General features: G+C 71.8%; 15 protein-coding genes. 8 read left to right on the forward strand and 7 right to left on the reverse strand.

Annotated features, from left to right (window positions below; genetic code table 11):
* Positions 1-21 precede the first annotated feature (21 nt).
* Complete coding sequence (locus ACLJT4_RS24625; RefSeq protein WP_411125246.1) at positions 22-711, reverse strand: SDR family NAD(P)-dependent oxidoreductase; 690 nt, start codon at positions 709-711, stop codon at positions 22-24.
* Complete coding sequence (locus tag ACLJT4_RS24630; protein WP_411125248.1) at positions 708-1,604, reverse strand: NAD(P)H-binding protein; 897 nt, start codon at positions 1,602-1,604, stop codon at positions 708-710. The genes ACLJT4_RS24625 and ACLJT4_RS24630 overlap by 4 nt, the downstream gene beginning before the upstream one ends.
* Before the next feature lie 67 nt (positions 1,605-1,671).
* On the opposite strand from ACLJT4_RS24630, the gene ACLJT4_RS24635 reads away from it, so the two are divergent.
* The 4 genes from ACLJT4_RS24635 (at position 1,672) to ACLJT4_RS24650 (ending at position 5,160) form a co-directional block, all read left to right on the forward strand.
* Positions 1,672-2,481 carry a LysR family transcriptional regulator gene (locus tag ACLJT4_RS24635; protein WP_411125250.1) on the forward strand — a complete coding sequence of 270 codons (810 nt, stop codon included), beginning with the start codon at positions 1,672-1,674 and terminating at the stop codon, positions 2,479-2,481.
* A gap of 110 nt (positions 2,482-2,591) precedes the next feature.
* Entirely contained in the window at positions 2,592-3,113 is a 522-nt protein-coding gene (locus tag ACLJT4_RS24640) for a MarR family winged helix-turn-helix transcriptional regulator (RefSeq protein ID WP_411125252.1), read from the forward strand.
* Positions 3,110-4,483, forward strand: a complete 1,374-nt coding sequence (locus ACLJT4_RS24645; RefSeq protein WP_411125316.1) for an MFS transporter — start codon at positions 3,110-3,112, stop codon at positions 4,481-4,483. Before ACLJT4_RS24640 ends, ACLJT4_RS24645 begins: the two co-directional genes overlap by 4 nt.
* An 80-nt stretch (positions 4,484-4,563) precedes the next feature.
* A complete protein-coding gene (locus ACLJT4_RS24650) occupies positions 4,564-5,160 on the forward strand; it encodes a Type-2Aa cytolytic delta-endotoxin (protein ID WP_233661217.1) in 597 nt (198 codons plus the stop codon).
* A gap of 138 nt (positions 5,161-5,298) precedes the next feature.
* Here the strand turns inward: ACLJT4_RS24650 and ACLJT4_RS24655 are convergent, their stop codons facing one another.
* Positions 5,299-7,245, reverse strand: coding sequence for a hypothetical protein (locus tag ACLJT4_RS24655; RefSeq protein ID WP_411125254.1), 1,947 nt, complete (start codon positions 7,243-7,245; stop codon positions 5,299-5,301).
* Between the two features lie 244 nt (positions 7,246-7,489).
* On the opposite strand from ACLJT4_RS24655, the gene ACLJT4_RS24660 reads away from it, so the two are divergent.
* The 3 genes from ACLJT4_RS24660 to ACLJT4_RS24670 are packed head-to-tail and all read left to right on the forward strand — an operon-like array spanning position 7,490 to position 10,232.
* Positions 7,490-8,629 (forward strand): NAD-dependent epimerase/dehydratase family protein, encoded by a 1,140-nt coding sequence (locus ACLJT4_RS24660; RefSeq protein ID WP_411125257.1) that lies wholly within the window; start codon positions 7,490-7,492, stop codon positions 8,627-8,629.
* 50 nt (positions 8,630-8,679) lie between these two features.
* Positions 8,680-9,174: an NUDIX domain-containing protein gene (locus tag ACLJT4_RS24665; protein ID WP_411125259.1), complete on the forward strand. Its 495-nt coding sequence runs from the start codon at positions 8,680-8,682 to the stop codon at positions 9,172-9,174.
* Entirely contained in the window at positions 9,171-10,232 is a 1,062-nt protein-coding gene (locus ACLJT4_RS24670; RefSeq protein WP_411125262.1) for a mevalonate kinase, read from the forward strand. The genes ACLJT4_RS24665 and ACLJT4_RS24670 overlap by 4 nt, the downstream gene beginning before the upstream one ends.
* 21 nt (positions 10,233-10,253) lie before the next feature.
* On the opposite strand, the gene ACLJT4_RS24675 is transcribed toward ACLJT4_RS24670, so the two are convergent.
* The 4 genes from ACLJT4_RS24675 to ACLJT4_RS24690 form a co-directional block, all read right to left on the reverse strand.
* Entirely contained in the window at positions 10,254-11,366 is a 1,113-nt protein-coding gene (locus ACLJT4_RS24675; protein WP_411125264.1) for a radical SAM protein, read from the reverse strand.
* A gap of 182 nt (positions 11,367-11,548) precedes the next feature.
* Positions 11,549-12,415, reverse strand: coding sequence for a carbohydrate ABC transporter permease (locus ACLJT4_RS24680; protein WP_411125266.1), 867 nt, complete (start codon positions 12,413-12,415; stop codon positions 11,549-11,551).
* A complete protein-coding gene (locus ACLJT4_RS24685) occupies positions 12,412-13,392 on the reverse strand; it encodes a carbohydrate ABC transporter permease (protein ID WP_411125268.1) in 981 nt (326 codons plus the stop codon). The genes ACLJT4_RS24680 and ACLJT4_RS24685 overlap by 4 nt, the downstream gene beginning before the upstream one ends.
* Before the next feature lie 5 nt (positions 13,393-13,397).
* Entirely contained in the window at positions 13,398-14,690 is a 1,293-nt protein-coding gene (locus tag ACLJT4_RS24690) for an extracellular solute-binding protein (protein ID WP_411125270.1), read from the reverse strand.
* A 295-nt stretch (positions 14,691-14,985) separates the two neighbouring features.
* Between ACLJT4_RS24690 and ACLJT4_RS24695 the strand changes: the two genes are divergently transcribed.
* On the forward strand, positions 14,986-16,149 hold the full coding sequence (locus ACLJT4_RS24695; RefSeq protein WP_411125272.1) for a serine/threonine protein kinase: 1,164 nt from the start codon (positions 14,986-14,988) through the stop codon (positions 16,147-16,149).
* The last annotated feature ends 5 nt before the right edge of the window (positions 16,150-16,154 follow it).

Consider the following 16,154-nt stretch of genomic DNA (forward strand, 5'->3'; position numbering starts at 1 on the left):
GCCGGCAGGCGCCTGCGGCGGCTACCAGGGCACGGGCTCGCCCGTGTAGTTGAGGTACTGCAGGCCCGGCTCGCCACGGTGCCGGTCGATGGTGTCCGCCACCCCCGGGACGGACTGCTCGATGGTCAACGGTGCGGTGGGTCCGCCGAGTTCGGTGCGGACGTGGCCGGGGCACATGAGCAGCAGCGTGTGCGCGGAGTCGGCGTACCGGGCGGCGTAGCTGCGCATCAGTTGGTTCAGGGCGGACTTGCTGGCGCGGTAGACGTCGTGACCACCGTTGGTGTTGAAGGTGAGGCTGCCCTGGCGCGAGGACATCACGCCGATGGTCCCGGTCGGCGCCACCAGCGAGCGCAGGGACTCCACCACGCGCATCGGACTGAGCGCGTTGGTGACCATGACGTCGACGAACATCTCCGTCGGGACCTCGCCGACGGGTAGGTCGCCGCGCGTGATGCCGGCGTTGACGAAGAGCAGGTCGAGGGTGCGTCCGGCGAGGCGTTCGCGCAGCGCGGCGATCTGGTCCGGCTCCGTCATGTCGAGCGATTCGACGGTGACGCGCCCGTCGGAGGCGTCGGCCAGGTCGTGCAGGCCGGTGCGTCCCTCGCCCCGGACCGTCCCGATGACGTCCCACCCGCGGCGTGCGTATTCGGCGGCCAGGCCGAGCCCGAGGGTTCGGGAGGCGCCGACGATGAGGGCGGTCCCGGCGCTCATGCCTGTACCGCCGGCTTGAGGACCTGCTCGCACCACTCGCGGAAGGTCGTCGGGCTCGCGGTCGGCGCGGTGCGCCGCACCCCGTCGTCGAGGCCGTCTTCCTTGGCCCGCATCATGTCGACGTAGCCGTCCACAAGGGGGGCCGGCATGCCGCGGCCGGCGAGTTCGGTGCGGAACGCGTCGAGCGGTTGCCGTTCGTAGCGGATCGGGCGGCCGAGCACGTCGGACATGATCTCCGCCAGGTCGCTCGGCGAGAGGTCCTCGGGGCCCAGCACCGGAACCTCGCCCGTCCCCGTCCAGGAGCGGTCGAGCAGCAGGGCGGCGGCGGCCGCGGCGATGTCGCGGGTGGCGGCCCGCGGTGCGGAGCGGTCGGCGGCGACGGTCTCGGTGAACACGCCGTGGTCGCGGATCGAGGCCACCTGCCACAGCAGGTTGTCGAAGAACGTCGGGTTGGCGAGGGCGCGGTAGGCCACGCCCGTGGAGGCGATGAGGTCGTCCATGGCCAGCGACGCCGTGACGTGCCCGGCGCGGTCGGCGACGGGGGTGCCGCGGCCGAGCGCCGAGACGCCGACGACGTGCCCGACCCCGTGGGTGGTGAACGCCTTCGCGGCGACCTGGGTGAACCCCGAGTACAGGGCGTCCAGGCTCGGTGCCCGGCCGTGCGACGGCGCCAGCCAGAAGACGGCGTCCGCGCCGGCGAACGCCCGGTCGACGACCTCGGGCTCGTCGTGCGAGCCGGTGACGACGTCGACGTGGGCGCGGACCGCGTCGGGGAGCTTCCCGGGGTCGCGCACGATGACGCGCAACTGTTCGCCGCGCGTGCGGGTTTCGGCGAGGAGGATCTCCACGAGCCGGCCACCGATCTGGCCGGTGGGAGTGGTGATGACGATCATGCTTCGAGTCTCGGTGTGGCGATCCGTCGCGTCCAATACCCTTCCCGACAATTGATACCTTCGGGGTATGGATCTCGATCTCCGCAAACTCCGCTACTTCGCCTCGGTGGCCGAGCACCGGCACTTCGGCCGGGCGGCGGAACAGCTCTACATCGCCCAGCCGGTGCTCAGCCGTCAAATCAAGTCCCTGGAGCAGGAGTTGGGGTGCACGCTGCTCCTGCGGACCACCCGCAGCGTGGAGCTGACCACCGCCGGCAAACAGCTCTACGAGGAGGCACAGCAACTCCTCCCCTCGATCGCCGCGGCGGTCCGGCGCGTCCACGACGTCGAGCAGGGCGTCCAGCGCCTCGCGGTCGCCTTCTCGCCGGGACTGCACGTGTCGGACGCGATCCGGGCGTTCGCCTCGCGCCACGCGGACGTCGAGATCGACGTCGTTCCGGCACGCTGGTGGGAGCAGGACCGGCCGCTGCGCGACGGTCGCGCCCAAGTCGGCTATCTGCGGAGGCCGTTCGACGAGACGGGCTTGCGCGTCGTCCCCATCGGCCACGAGCCCCGGGTCGCCTGCATCCCCGCGGCGCATCCGCTGGCGTGCCGTCAGGGACTCACCCTGGCGGACCTCGAAGGCGAGCGGATGCTCGACACCCCGAAGCGCCGGACCCTGACGCTGGAGGAGAAGTTCGAGCTCATCGCCGCCGGACGCAACATCGCCCTCATTCCGTTGGGCGTCGCGCGGTCCTACTCCCGCCCCGACCTCGTGTACCTCCCCGTCACGGACGCCCCGACCCAGGAGACCTGTCTGGCCGTCGCCGCCGACCGGCGCGAGAAGCTGCTCCTCGACTTCCTGGAGATCGCCACCGAAACGCTGCGCCACTCCTGAACGGCCCTGGAGGACGGGCTGTTCGAGGATCCGGATCGGGTCGGGGCGCGCCGAAGGTTTTGCGTAAGCACTTATGTAAGTGCTTATGCAACTGCTGTTACGGTGGGCGGATGACGGAGGAGACGACGGACCCCCGCGGCGACGGGGCGGACGATCCCAGTCGGGAGAGCCTGTGGCGACCGTTGCGGGAGCTCCAGGAGGCCGTGGACGCGGAGATCGCGCGGGTCTACGCGGAGCGGCGGATCGAGGGCCTGAAGCCGAGCTTCGTGCGGGAGTTGCTGCGGCTCGACGCCTGCGGGCCGATGACGATCGGCGCGTTGGCGACGTCGGTCGGTCTCACCCCCTCGGCGCTGAGCCAGAAGGTGGCCGCCATGCGGACGGCCGGTTGGGTCCGGACCGTGCCGGGCGCGGACGCGCGGAGCAGGCGGGTGACGCTGACGGCGAAGAGCCGGAAGGTCATCGGGCGGCTGGCGGCGGAGTGGCGGGCCACCGAGGCCGCGCTCGCGGAGATCGAGGCCGAGGTGCCGTATCCGCTCAGCCGGGTCGTCGTCGACATCGAGCGGGCGCTGGACCGCAGGAGCTTCCACGACCGGATCGTCGCGAAGCTCGCCGAGGACCCCGCGTGGGAATGAGGCGCGCGCTGGTCGACCTCGCGCCGCTGCGCTCGTCGCGGGCGTTCCGGCGGTTGTGGGTCGGGCAGACGCTGTCCGGGTTCGGCGGCCAGATGACGGTGGTCGCCGTGATGTTCCAGGTCTGGCAGTCGACGCACAGCACCACCTGGACCGGTGCGGTGGCGCTGGCCCAGGCCGTGCCGCTCATCGTCCTCGGGCTGTTCGCGGGCGCGGTCGTCGACCGGGTGGACCGGCGGACGTTCTACGTGGCGATGACGGCCGGACAGGCCGCCTCCTCGGCGGTGCTCGCGGTGCAGGCGTTCGTCGGCGGCGTGCCCGTGGTGGGCGTGGTGCTCCTGGTGGCGGTGCAGTCCTGCTTCGTGGCGGGTGGCGGTCCGGCGTCGAAGACGTTCATGCCGGCTCTGCTCCCACCGGACCAACTGGCGGCCGGGCTGGCGCTGCGGCGGATCTCCTTCCAGGGCGCGCTGCTGGCCGGGCCGGCGCTGGCCGGGCTCGTACTGGGGTGGCTGGGGGTCGGTGCCTGCTACGCGATCGACGCGGTGAGCTTCGCCGGGACGCTGTACGGGGCGTGCCAGCTGCCGTCGATCACCGTGCCGGGTGCGGCGGCGGCCCGTTCCGGGCTGCGGGGCGTCCGGGACGGAGTGGACTTCCTGGTGCGCACGCCCCTCGTCCGCGGGGCGTTGTTGACGGATCTGGCGACCACCGTGCTGTCGATGCCGATCAGCCTGTTCCCGCTGATCAACGCCGAACGGTTCGGGGACGATCCGCGCACGCTCGGGCTGTTCCTGTCCGCCCTCGCGGTCGGCGGGCTCGTCGCTTCGCTCTTCTCCGGGACGTTCACCCGGCTACCCCGCCCCGGACTGCTGGTGCTCGGCGGGTCGGCGACGTGGGGGCTGGCGCTCGCCCTGTTCGGCCTGGCGCCCGGCCGGTGGCCGGGGCTGGCCTGTTTGGTGCTGGCGGGCGCGGCGGACACGGTTTCGGTGATCTCCCGGAGCACCGTCGTCCAGACGCACACCCCGCACGAGTTGTTGGGTCGGGTCGGCGCCGCGGAACAGATCGTGGGGCAGGCCGGTCCGGACCTCGGCAACCTGCGGGGCGGGGTCGTGGCGGATGCGACGTCCGGGGTGACGGCGCTGGTGAGCGGTGGGGTGTTATGCGTGGTGGCGGTGGTGCTGGTGGGGGCGGCAACACCGAAGTTGTGGCGGGGTACCGGCGGTGCGGCCGATGCTGACGCTTCCGGTGGCACGGGTGAATCGGGTGGGTCGGACCGCCCGGACGGCCCGGCGGCCGCCTCCCTTCCGGGCGGCTCCGATGGTTCCGGTGCGCCGGAAGGCCGGGGCGACCCGGGCGGTGTGACGGCCCAACGGTGAGGGCGGTGACGGGCGCGGACCGGGACAGCGGCATACTTGCCGCTCGGCGCGACGCGATCTTTCGCATGTGAGGAGCAGTCATGTCCGACCGACCCACCGCCGAGAAGACGACGTTCAAGACCGTCTTCGAGGTGAGCCCCGCCGTCCTGGAGCAGGCGCAGGCCATCGCCGACACGTTCCAGTACGCGATCGCGCCGGCGACCGTGGACTTCGACTTCGGTGAGATCAGCCGGGCCGCGGGCGCCCTCCCCGAGGCTTCCACCGTGAAGATCGTGCGGGGCTGGGGACTCCAGGAGACCGCGCCCGTCGGCGTCATGGTGATGTCGCTCAGGGAGGCCGTCCGTCAGGCGCTCAACGAGCCGTTCGGCAACCCCGCCTTCTGGGAGCGCGCCGAGGCCGCGCTCACCGACGTGTTCATCGGCCTGGGCCGCCAGGAGGGGACCCACCTGTCGTTCTACGGCGACTCGCCCGACGCCACCAGCTACTACTACAACCTGCTGTTCGCGCTCCAGGACGAGGAGACCGAAGGGCACGTGTACGCCCTCGCCTTCTGCGTGAACGTGACGATCGCGCTGGGCGCCGACGCGGCCGGTGCGCTGACGATGGACGACGTCGCGCAGTGCGCGATCCGGCTGAACGCGATGGCGGTGCGGCAGCCGGTCCGCGCGGCGGTCTGACGACGGTGGTGGGGAGCGATCCCCACCACCCTCCGGTCGGACGCACGGTGGCGTCGGGACGGTCCGGGTGGCGCGGGCGGGGGCAGCCGCCCGCCCCACCCCGCCGGGGAGTGGAACGGGCGGCGGTCGGCACGGAGTTCACACCTCCAAGACGAAGTGGATGCCTTCGTAGGCGAGCCACTGGGCGTGGGTGTGGAGCCCGTAGGGAAGCTCCGTGAGCGGCTTCCAGCCGGGCGGGGGCGGGGGCCAGGCGGAGCCCTCGGGAGCGGGACGCGGGGCCGGCCCGGAGGGGACGAGGGGGACGGGACGGACAGCCGTACGCACCACCTCGGCCAGCTCGGAGGTGGTCACCACGGTGCCCGCCAGACCGAGCACGGGCTCCGCAGGTGCGGTACGCAGCAGCACCGACAGGGCCCCGACCAGGTCACGGGTGTGCAAGGGGCGCAGCGTCCCGGCGGGGTCGTCGAGGGTCAGGGGCTGGCTGCGCAGGGCGTCCCAGACCAGGCGGCCGATGCGGGAGTCATGGGGGCAGCCGGGGCCGTAGAGGTCGCCGATGTGCAGGGTCAACGCAGTGGCGCGGGTAGGAAGTTGGAGGGTGAGGACGGGGGTGGCCCCGCGGGCCGGGGGCTCGGCGTGCGGGAGGGGCAGGCCCGTCAGGTCCAGCAGTGCGTGGGCGGGATGGCCGGACGGGCGATGGGCCAGGGTGGTGACGGGGTGACCGGCGTCGGCCAGCCCGCGGACGAGGTGTTCGCCGAGCGGGGTGTCGGCGCCGAGTACGTCGACACGCGGGGGCTCGCCCCGCTCGGCTCGGGCCCGGCCGGAAGCCGTGCGGTCGGCTGCGGGCCGGTGCGGGGCGAGCCGTTCGGGCGCGGTCGAACGCGGTGCGGGCCGGTGAGGTTCGGCCGCGGGACGGTCACCGCGGTGCGGTACGGGCGGCGTGTTGCGGCGGGCCCGTCGGGCGCGTTCGCCCGCCTCGTGGCCGGCGGCCAGGCCGGCCAGGGTGATCCGGGTCAACTCCTCCCGCTGCGCGGCGATCCGGTCCTCCGACTGCGCGTAACTGATCCCGCCGGGGCCCACGGTCGCGAGGGCTTCGGCGAGCACCGCCGGATCAGGGGCGACGTCGTCCGTCGCCGCGTCCGGAACCGCGTCGCCCTGGGGGCCCGGGCCTACCGGGTCGTCGGGACCAGCGGCCACCGGATCGCGGCGGAGTCCGTCCCGCCGCTGGACGAAGCCCATCGTGAAGGCGGTCAGCCAGGCCCCCTCGGCCGCCTCGGGGGTGGTGACTTCGGCCATTCGCACGATGGCCGATTGCTGCCTTCCCAGACGGACACCCACCCCCTCCAGATATTGCTCGCAGTCGAGGTGCAGCCAGCGGCCGGCGTCCCGAGCCGTGCGCGGGGCCGCCCCGCCGGCAGGCTCGTCGAGGCGCACCGCGCACTGCGCCACGCCCTGCTTGAAGAACGGCAGCACCCGCAGGTCGGTCAGGCGCGCACCTTCGCGTCCGGGAACGTCCCGGGGCACGAAGCAGACCGAACGGCGCGGGCCGCGGAACGCATTGCCGGAGATGCTGCCGTGGTCCTCGTGCTCGGCGAGGCTGGGGACCGAAACATATGCCGGGATTCCGTTCGCGCGTAAGTAGCGGTTCATCAGGATGTCGTCGGGCCAACTGTCAAGATGGCGTCGGCCGAAAGCCGCAAATCCGGCGGCGACTTCCCTGGGGAGAATGATGGCGACGCACGGAAAGTACTCGTTGACGGCGCCCACCCACCGGGCCCCGGCCAGCGCACCGAATCGCACCGCGGCGCCGTTCCGGGAGTCCCAGAGCGCGAAAAGCGCGAGTGCGGCGTGCGGCATCTCGGCAATCGCCAGCCGGGCACGTTCGAAGAACGTATCGGAAAGGATCATGTCGTCCTGGACGACGAGTTGATGGGTCGCGCCGTCCTCGATTGCCTCCCAGGCGCACAGTGCGGTCCGCAATACGGACGGTTTGCCGGCCGGGTCGGGATCCATGACGACGTGCAGCGCTCCCGGTGGCGCGGACCGCGCCAGCCGTTCCGCCGCGGCACGGCGTTTGGGGTGGGTCATCACGGCTCCGCTCAGCCGATAAGGCGTCATCAATTCCTCCGGTTCTCCGCTTTTCCGGCCCGCCGGGCTTTTGTGCCGTGCCGGTCGATCCCGACACAGGTGAATCCGGACAGTACGGCGGTCCGGATGCGCGCCGCAAGACTGCCGAAATGGCGCTCTGGCCACCGGAATCGGCGCCGGACATGCTGACCGCTGGCCCACGCCGGGCCGGCTCATGCTCCGTTATGCGGGAAGAGAGGGACCCATGCCCGGAACGGTGAACGGAAAGCAGAACGTCGCACCGCACGGCAATGCGAACGGTAATGACGGTGCCGGAACGGGGAGTCCGGCACACGGTGTCTTCGAGGAATCGGTGGAGACCCGACTGGAGAAACTCCGGGATTCCCGGGTGGTGGTGACCGGTGGCGCCGGCCTGGTCGGCAGTCGACTGGCCCGGCTGTTGCGGCGGGTGGACGCGGAAGTGACGGTGCTGGACCGGCTGGACGCCTATCCGGACGCGGTGCACTCCACGCTGTTCGGCGTCGACCGGCTCGGCGCCGACGTGGTGGTCGGTGACATCTGCGACCGCGAAGCGGTACGCCGCGTGCTGACCGGCGCCGACTACGTGGTGCACGCCGCGGCGTACGCCGACGTGGCCGCGTGCACGCGCCGGCCGGACATCGCCTTCCGGGCGAACGTCGAGGGCACCCAGGTGGTGTTGGAGGAGGTCGCGGCCTCCGACGTGCGCCGCCTGGTGCTGGTGTCCTCGGCCGCGGTGTACGGGAACGGCGACCCCGCCATACGGGGGCCGCAGGTCTTCCAGGAGGACCAGCGGCTGCTCCCGGTGTCGGTGTACGCCAACTCCAAGCTCTGGGCCGAGCACCAGACCCGGCTGATGCTGAACGGACCCCAGACCCCGGAGTACGCGGTGCTGCGGTACTTCTCGGTCTACGGCGATCCGCAGGTCCCCAAGCCCGGCAGCCACTCGTGGATGGTGGCCTGGCTGTCCATGCAGGCCCGGTTGGGCCGTCCGATGCGGCTGAACGGGGGCGGGGTCCAGGTGCGGGACCTCGTGCACGTCGAGGACGTGGCCGCGGCCACCGCGCTCGCCCTGGTGGAGGACGGGATGGCCGGGGCGACCGTCAACGTCGGCACCGGCGTACCGACGTCGGTGCGCGAGGTCGCCGAACTGATCGCCCCGCACTTCCCGCAATCGCACTTCGTCACCACTCCCCTGCCGGAGGGCGATCCGCTGGGTGGTTACGCGGCCACCGAGCAGTGCCGCGAACTGCTGCGCTGGACCCCGCGGATCGACGTCCGGGCGGGCGTCGAGCGGTACGTGCGCTGGCTGTCCGCCACCCCGCACGCGGTGCCGGGGTGGCTGGCGGCAGAGCCCGTCGCATGACAACCTGCCAGCACGTAACGGGACAGAACGGCATGGAAGGTGACGTCCAGGTGAGTTATGTCGGCTCGTACCTCTGGGAGTTGCGGCAGAAGGTGGGCAGTCGGCCGCTCCTTGTGCCCGGTGCCCAGGTCCTGCTGTTGGACGCGGCCGGCCGGGGGCTGTTCCAGCAGCGCGCGGACAACGGCGTGTGGGAGCTGCCGGCCGGGGCCTGCGAGGAGGGCGGCGACTTCGTCGAAACGGCCCGCCGGGAGCTGGCGGAGGAGACCGGGCTGCACGTCGAGCGGGGCGACCTGGAGGCGTTCGGCTCGTTGTCCGATCCCGCGGTCCACACCCTGACCTACCCCAACGGGGACGTCACGCACTGCTTCGCGCTGTGCTTCGTGGCCCGCCGGTGGTCCGGGGAGCTCTCCCCCGGCGCGGACGAGGTGACCCGGGCGCAGTTCCGGGCGCTGTCGGATCCGCCGCGGCCGCTGCACCCGCCCACCGCCGTGGTCCTGGAGATGTTCCGGGAGTTCGGCTCGACCGGAAGGTTCCAGGCCCGATGAACCGACCGACGGCGGTGTCCGGAGCGGACGAGGGGACGGCGGAGGCCGGCGCCGTCCCGGCGGCGGGGCGCGCGGTGGTGCCGTGCCGGGCGTGCCTCTCCGGGGAGGACCTGGACTGGCTGGGCGGCAGGTCGGTCAGCCTCGCGCTGGACCTGACCACGTCCGTCACCGTGCGGCCGCCCGCGGCCCGGCCGCCGACCGGTGCGGCGACGGACGACGGCGCCGGTGCCGGTGCCGGTGCCTGGGCGGACGAGGTGTGGGCGTTCCTGCGCCGGCGGCTGCCCGGCCTCGGCGTCCGGCCGCCGGCCGTGACCGCGCACAGCGACGCGCCGGCGGCCAGCGGCCTGTCGTCGTCGACCGCGCTGATCGTGGCGCTGTTCCGGGCGTTCACCGAGGCCGCGGCGGCGCCCGGGTGCGGCGGCCGGCCGGTCCCGGTGCGGACGCTGGCCCAGTGGGCGTACGAGTTCGAGTTCGCCGTCTTCAACGGCGGCGGCATGGACCACCTCGCGGTCATCGCGGGCGGCCTGCTGCTGCTCGACGGGCGGACCACCGGCCTCCCGGAGATCGTGCACCGCAGCGCCTTCCCCGACGAGTGGGCGGTGGTGGTGCTGGACTCGGCGACCCGGAAGGACACCAGCGACCACATCCGCTCGGTGCGCGCCCAGCTCGCCGCCGGGGACGCCCGGCTCGCCGAGTACCGGGAGCGGACCGACGCCGCCTCGGCCGAGGTGTGGGACGCCGTCCGGTCCCGCGAACTGTCCGCACTGGGTGCGGCGATGGACCGGGCGCACGGTGCGATGCGGGACCTCCAGGGCATGTCCACGCCGCTGTTGGAGGAACTGCGGGCGGTGGCCCGGCGCTCCGCCGGGCTCCCGCTGAAGCTCAGCGGGGCCGGCGGCGGGGGCGCACTGGTCGGGGTCTGTCCGGCCGCCGAGCAGGCCGAGGTGGTGGCGCGGCTGCGGCGGGCGCTCGGCCCGGCGCACCCGCGGGCCCGGGTGATCCCGGCCCGGGCCGCGGCGGGCCTCGCGCCGGAGATCGCCGCGGCACCGGCCCCCTAGGCGGGGTGCCGGGCCCCGTCCCTAGATGAACGGGTCGTAGTCCGTGCCGGGTTCCGGTGCGGCCAGGGTGCCCGCCGTCGTTCCGATCCCGATCTGTTCGAGTTCGAGGTTGGAGCGGTGGCGGGCGCAGTGGAAGCGGCAGTCCCGGGTCGGGTCGACGATGCCGCGGTCCGAGGTGCGCCAGATCTCCGGGAGGCTCTCGGTCACCGCGTCGCCGATCCGGGCGCCGGCGTTCCCGCGGTGGTAGGAGCAGACGTACACCCCGGACGGGGTGACCAGGGTGCGCAGTTCGGCGACGCGGCAGCGGTGGTAGTCCTTCTCCTGGACCGGCCCGAGCCGGTTGCGCAGGGAGGTCAGCGTCGAGGAGTTGACGACCTCGAAGCCGTCGCCGGCGAGGACCGCGGCCTTGTCGAGCTGCTCGTCCACGGAGGTGAGGATCTCGTCGGGCACCTGGATGACGTGGTGTCCGTCGTCGAACATGGCCTTGGTCTCGAAGTAGTCGCAGCCGATGTCGTGGGCGAGTTCGGCGGCCTGGAGCACCTCGTGGTGGTTGGTGACGACGGTGCCGTCGGACTCCTGCCGGGTCATGACCAGGAACGAGTAGCCCAGGGCACCGCGCTTGGCCTCGGCCAGCAGCCGCATGTTGCCGATGACCTTGTCGAAGACGCTGCGGCCCTTGCGGTCGGGGCGGAAGCGCCGGTAGGTCTCGCTGGTGCCGGCGTCCACGGAGACCCGCACCCAGGAGGCGTAGGCGGCGAGTTCGGCGAGGTTCTGTCGGATCAGGGTGCCGTTGGTGACGACGCCGATGGCGATGCCGGCCTCGCCGAGGACGCGGAGGACCTGGCGGGTCCCCCGGTGGGCGAGTGGCTCGCCGCCGCCTATCAGGACCACCCCCCGGACCTCCATCTCGACCAGTTCACCGGCGAGTTCGGCGAGGCGCTCCGGGGTGAAGCGCCCCTGGTTCAGCAGCTTGCCGCTGATGCATTCGGGGCAGGCCAGGTCGCAGAAGGTCGTCGGATCCAGGTCCACGACCAAGGGGCCGCTGGAGCGGGTCCCGGTGGCCGCTTCGAGGATCCGGGGCCAGCCGGACGGCTGGTACAGCTTGGACACCAGGTCGAGACGGTCGAACGTCACGTGTTCTCCTGCAGGTCGGAGGTTGCGTACACCGGTGGAGCGTCGGGCCACCGGCCGGGCGCGTGCCGCGGGGCGCTGGGGCGGCGGGCCCGGCGGGGTGGTGGTCGGGGCGGGTGACCGCTGCGGTCGCCCGGCTCAGCGGCGGGCGGCCGTCGCGGGGCGGGCGGCCGGTCTTCGACGGCTCACCCCTTGACCGCGCCGGCGGTCAGGCCGGCGCCGATCCGCCGCTGGACGAGGGCGAAGAAGACCGCGACGGGCAGGGCGGTGAGGGTGGCGCCGGCCATCAGTCCGCCGTAGTCGGTGCCGAAACTGGTCTGGAAGGACAGCAGCCAGATGCTGAGGGTCTGCTTGTCGTTGCTGGACAGCAGCACGTAGGCCAGCACGTACTCGTTCCACGCCTGGACCAGCGCGTAGATGGAGGTCGCCACCAGGCCCGGGGCCAGCAGCGGCAGGACGACCCGGCGGAACGCGCCGAGGCGGGTGCAGCCGTCGGTCATCGCGGCCTCCTCCAGCTCCACCGGGACGCCGGCGATGAAGCCGCGCAGCAGCCAGACCGTGAACGGCAGCATGAAGACGAGGTAGGTGAGGATCACGCCGGTCAGGCTGTCGGTGAGTCCGGCGTCGCTGAGCAGCAGGTAGATCGGGATGATCAGACCGGCCAACGGGACCATCTGGACGCCGAGGATGACCAGGACGAGGGCCTTGCGGCCGGCGAACGAGAAGCGGGCGAGGGCGAAGGCCGCGAGGGTGCCGATCAGCAGGGAGACCAGCACGGTGCCGACGCCGATCAGCACGCTGGAGCGGACGTTGGCCCAGAACGTCGGGGTGTCCACGGCGCGGCGGAAGTGTTCCAGCGTCAGGTGGTCGGGCCAGAAGTGCGGTGGGTCGGCGTGGATCTCGGTGGCGGGGCGGAAGGCGGTGAGCAGCATCCAGTACAGCGGGAAGGCCATCAGCGCGCTGAAGACCAGCCCGAGGGCGTTCGCCGTGGCGCGTCGCCGGGGCCGGCGCCGGCGGCCGGGTGCGGGTCCGGTGTCGGGGGCTGTGGTCACTCGGCCGCTCCCAGGTGGACGAGCTGCCGGACGTAGACGACCGCGCCGGCCAGCAGCATCAGGACGGTGACGACGGCGATGGCCGCGCCGACGCTGTAGCGGTTGACGGCGAAGGACTCGATGAACGAGTAGACGCCGAGCAGGTAGTACTCCTTCTCCGGCTGGCCGCCGCGCATCAGCCAGATCTGGTTGAAGACCCCGAAGTCCCAGATGGCGCTGAGTGAGGTGACGAGGATGGCGGACGGTTTGATCACCGGCCAGGTGACGTGCCGGAACAGTTGGCCGGGGCGGGCGCCGTCGACCAGCGCCGCCTCCTCCAACTCGGCGGGGACCTGGCTGAGCGCGGCCTGGAGGGTCAGCGCGGCGAACGGGACGGCGCCCCAGACCACGACGCCGGTGATGACGGCGAAGCCCTGCCAGGGGTCCTCGAACCAGTTGTGCTTGCTGAAGTCGAGGCCCGGCAACAGGCCGAGGAGCCAGTTGACGACGCCGTAGTCGGCGTCCGAGAGCCAGCGGAAGATGGACGCGGCGACCATCACCGGCATGGCCCAGACGGCGACCAGGACACCGGTCATGACCGTCCGCACCCACGGCGCGACCCGACGCATCAACAGCGCCACCAGGAGCGACAGCACCATGGTGGCCGCGACGCAGGCGACGGTGAACAGGGCGGTGCGGCCGACGACGGTCCAGAAGAAGCCGTCGGTGAGGATCGACCGGTAGTTGGCGAGCCCGGCGTAGGGCGGCGGGGCCCCGGAGAACAGTTCGCGCCGGGTCATGTCCTGGAAGGACAGCACCACCAGGTCGACGAGCGGGTAGCCGAGGACCGCGGCGAGGGCGAGGACGGTCGGGGCGATCAGCAGGTACGGCAGCAGCCGCCGGCGGAGGGTGCGCCGCGGGCGGGTCGCCCGGGCCGTCCGCGGCCGGTGCGGCGGCGGGGCGGCGCGCGGCGGCCCCGGCAGGTCCACGGTTCCCACCGCCGTCAGTGCTCGTTGATCACGGCGTCGATGTGGCGGTCCGCGACCCGTGTGGCGTCCGCCACCGATCGTTTGCCGGTCGCGATGTCCTGGAGCATCTCCTGGAGGACGTTGGACTTCTCGACGGCGCCCCAGCCGGGGGCGAGCGGGGTCACCCAGCCGCGTTCGGCGGCCTGTGCGGCGGGGCCGTTGACGCCGCCGGCGGCCACCTCCTTGAGCTGGGCGGTGTTGTTGGGCAGGGTGTCGGCGGCTATCAGGCGGCGTTGTGAGGTGCGGTCGGTGAACAGCCGGATCCAGTCCTGGGCCAGGTCCTGGTTGGCGGACTTCGCGGGGATGGCCAGCGTGGAGCCGCCCAGGAACGGCGGCAGCAGCTTGCCGGAGGGGCCGGGGAGGGCGAACGTGGCGAACTTCCCGCGCAGCGCCGGGTCACCGCCCGACCTACTGTCGGTGGCGGCCTTGGCCTCCCAGGTGTTGCCGTAGAACATGCCGACCTTGCCCTGGCCGACGACGGCCGGTTCGTCACCGTTGTCCTTGGAGCGGTCGCCCGTGTAATAGGCGTCGAGGAGGTCCTTCCAGGCGGTGAGCCCGGCCACGGAGCGGGCGGAGGACAGTGCCCCGTGCCAGCGGCCGTTCTCGCGCACCGCGATCTCGCCGCCGGCGTCCTTGACGAAGGCCATCGCCGCGTACCAATAGCGGCCGGGCATGTAGAAGGCGGAGAAATTCTTGTCGGCGGCGCCGAACTTCGCCTTGAGTTTGTCCAGGTCGGCGCGGAGTTCGGGAAAGGTGCGGGGGGCCCGGTCCACCCCGACCTGGGCGAGCAGATCGGTGCGGTAGATGCCCACTCGGGCGCCGACGTAATAGGGGACGCAGTAGGTCTTGCCGTTGTCGCGGCAGGCGTCGCGGAGCGCCGGAAGCCATTCCGCGGAGTGATCGAATTTTGCGGGATCGACGGTCGTGAAGGCGCCGTTGACGATGTAATTGGTGGTTTCGCTGTTGCCCATTTCCACCACGTCGGGGACATTCCGCCCGGCGAGCGCGGCGTCGATCTTCTGGTTCTTGGTGGTCCACTGCTGGTACTGCACGGTCACCTTGATCTTGGGATAGGTCTTCCGGAAGCGGGCGTTCACCGCGGCCACCAGATCCGGCCAGCTCTCCTGGGCGTCCACGGTCAGCCAGACCGTGAGCTCGCCGGTCCGGTCCGCGGCGGCGACCGGCTTTCCGCCACCACAGCCGGCCACCGTGCCCAGCACGGCCATTGCCGCCAGGCCCGCCGCCAAACGGGAGATACGTACGGCCATGATCTCCTCCGTCGGGTTGTCGGAACCGGCTGTATCTACCCCGGGCGTCCGGTCTCGCACCTCGGGGATTCTTTCCGGCCAGAAAAATCGGCGGTCGGAACTGAGCGTCGAAATATTCCGCGTTCGACCGTAGGGCAGGCCGGGCCATATGCCGATCTTGCGTTAGCCGTGGCAAAGCCATCGTGGCTTTGACGCAAAAGGAACGCTGCCCGAATGATCGGCTCTTGACGGCGCCACCTCCGCTGCCTCAGTTTTGCTCGGGTGTCTCCCACGTCCCCTATCGAAGGGTTTGCACGTGACTGACTACGGCACGACGGCCGCAGATCCGGCCAACCGCCCCGTGCAGGTGAACGCCTGGAACGGCTGGGATCCCCTGCGGCACGTCGTCGTCGGACGCGCCGACAACGCGGTGGTGCAGGCTCCGGAACCGGCGGTCCGACGGGACTTCCCCGACGACGGGTTCCCGCTCGGCACCTACGGTCCGATGCCGGCCGAGATGACCGCCGAGGCCAACCAGCAACTCGACGACTTCGCCGCGATGTTGAGCCGTCGCGGCATCCGCGTCGACCGCCCCACCCCGGTCGACTTCAACCAGCAGGTCAGCACCCCGGACTGGTCGCAGGAGACCATGTCCGGCTGTATGCCGCCGCGCGATCTGTTGCTGACCGTCGGCAACGAGATCCTCGAAGCCACCATGTCGTACCGCAGCCGCTGGTTCGAGTACCTCTGCTACCGGCCGCTGCTCCAGGAGCTGTTCAGGTCCGACCCGCGGATGCGCTGGGAGGCGGCCCCCAAGCCGCGGCTGACCGACGCCACGTACAAGCCGGGGTTCTGGGACACCTACAACTCCCTGCCCACCGAAGTGCAGTTGGCCCGGGTTCGGGACTACGACCTGGTGCTGACCGAGGAGGAGCCGCTGTTCGACGCGGCGGACATCGCGCGCTTCGGCAAGGACCTCTTCGTCCAACTGTCGTTCGTCACCAACCGCAGCGGCCACCAATGGCTCAAACGCCACTTCCCCGACCACCGGGTGCACGCGGTGACCTCCACCAACACCCACCCGCTGCACATCGACGCCACCTGGGTGCCGCTGCGCCCCGGCCTGGTGCTGCACTGCGGCGAACGGCTGGCGGACGCCGAGCTGATGGAGTTCTTCCGGCTCAACGACTGGGAGATCGTCGAGGCCGTGCAGCCGGCCAGTTGGGACCACCCGCCCAAGCTGTCGTACTGCAGCCCGTGGCTGGCCGGGAACATGCTCAACCTCGACCAGAACACCCTGTGCATCGAGGAGAAGGAGGTGGCGCTCGCCGACCAGCTCTCCGGCTACGGCTTCGAGATCGTGCCGGTGCCGTTCCGTGCGGTCGGCCCGTTCGGCGGCGGTCTGCACTGCGCCACCTTCGACATCGAACGGGACGGGACGTTGGAGGACTACTTCCCGCGCCGCCACGGCCGGTACTGAGTCCG

This window comes from Streptomyces sp. x-19 (assembly GCF_046549115.1).
Taxonomy (GTDB): domain Bacteria; phylum Actinomycetota; class Actinomycetes; order Streptomycetales; family Streptomycetaceae; genus Streptomyces; species Streptomyces albulus_C.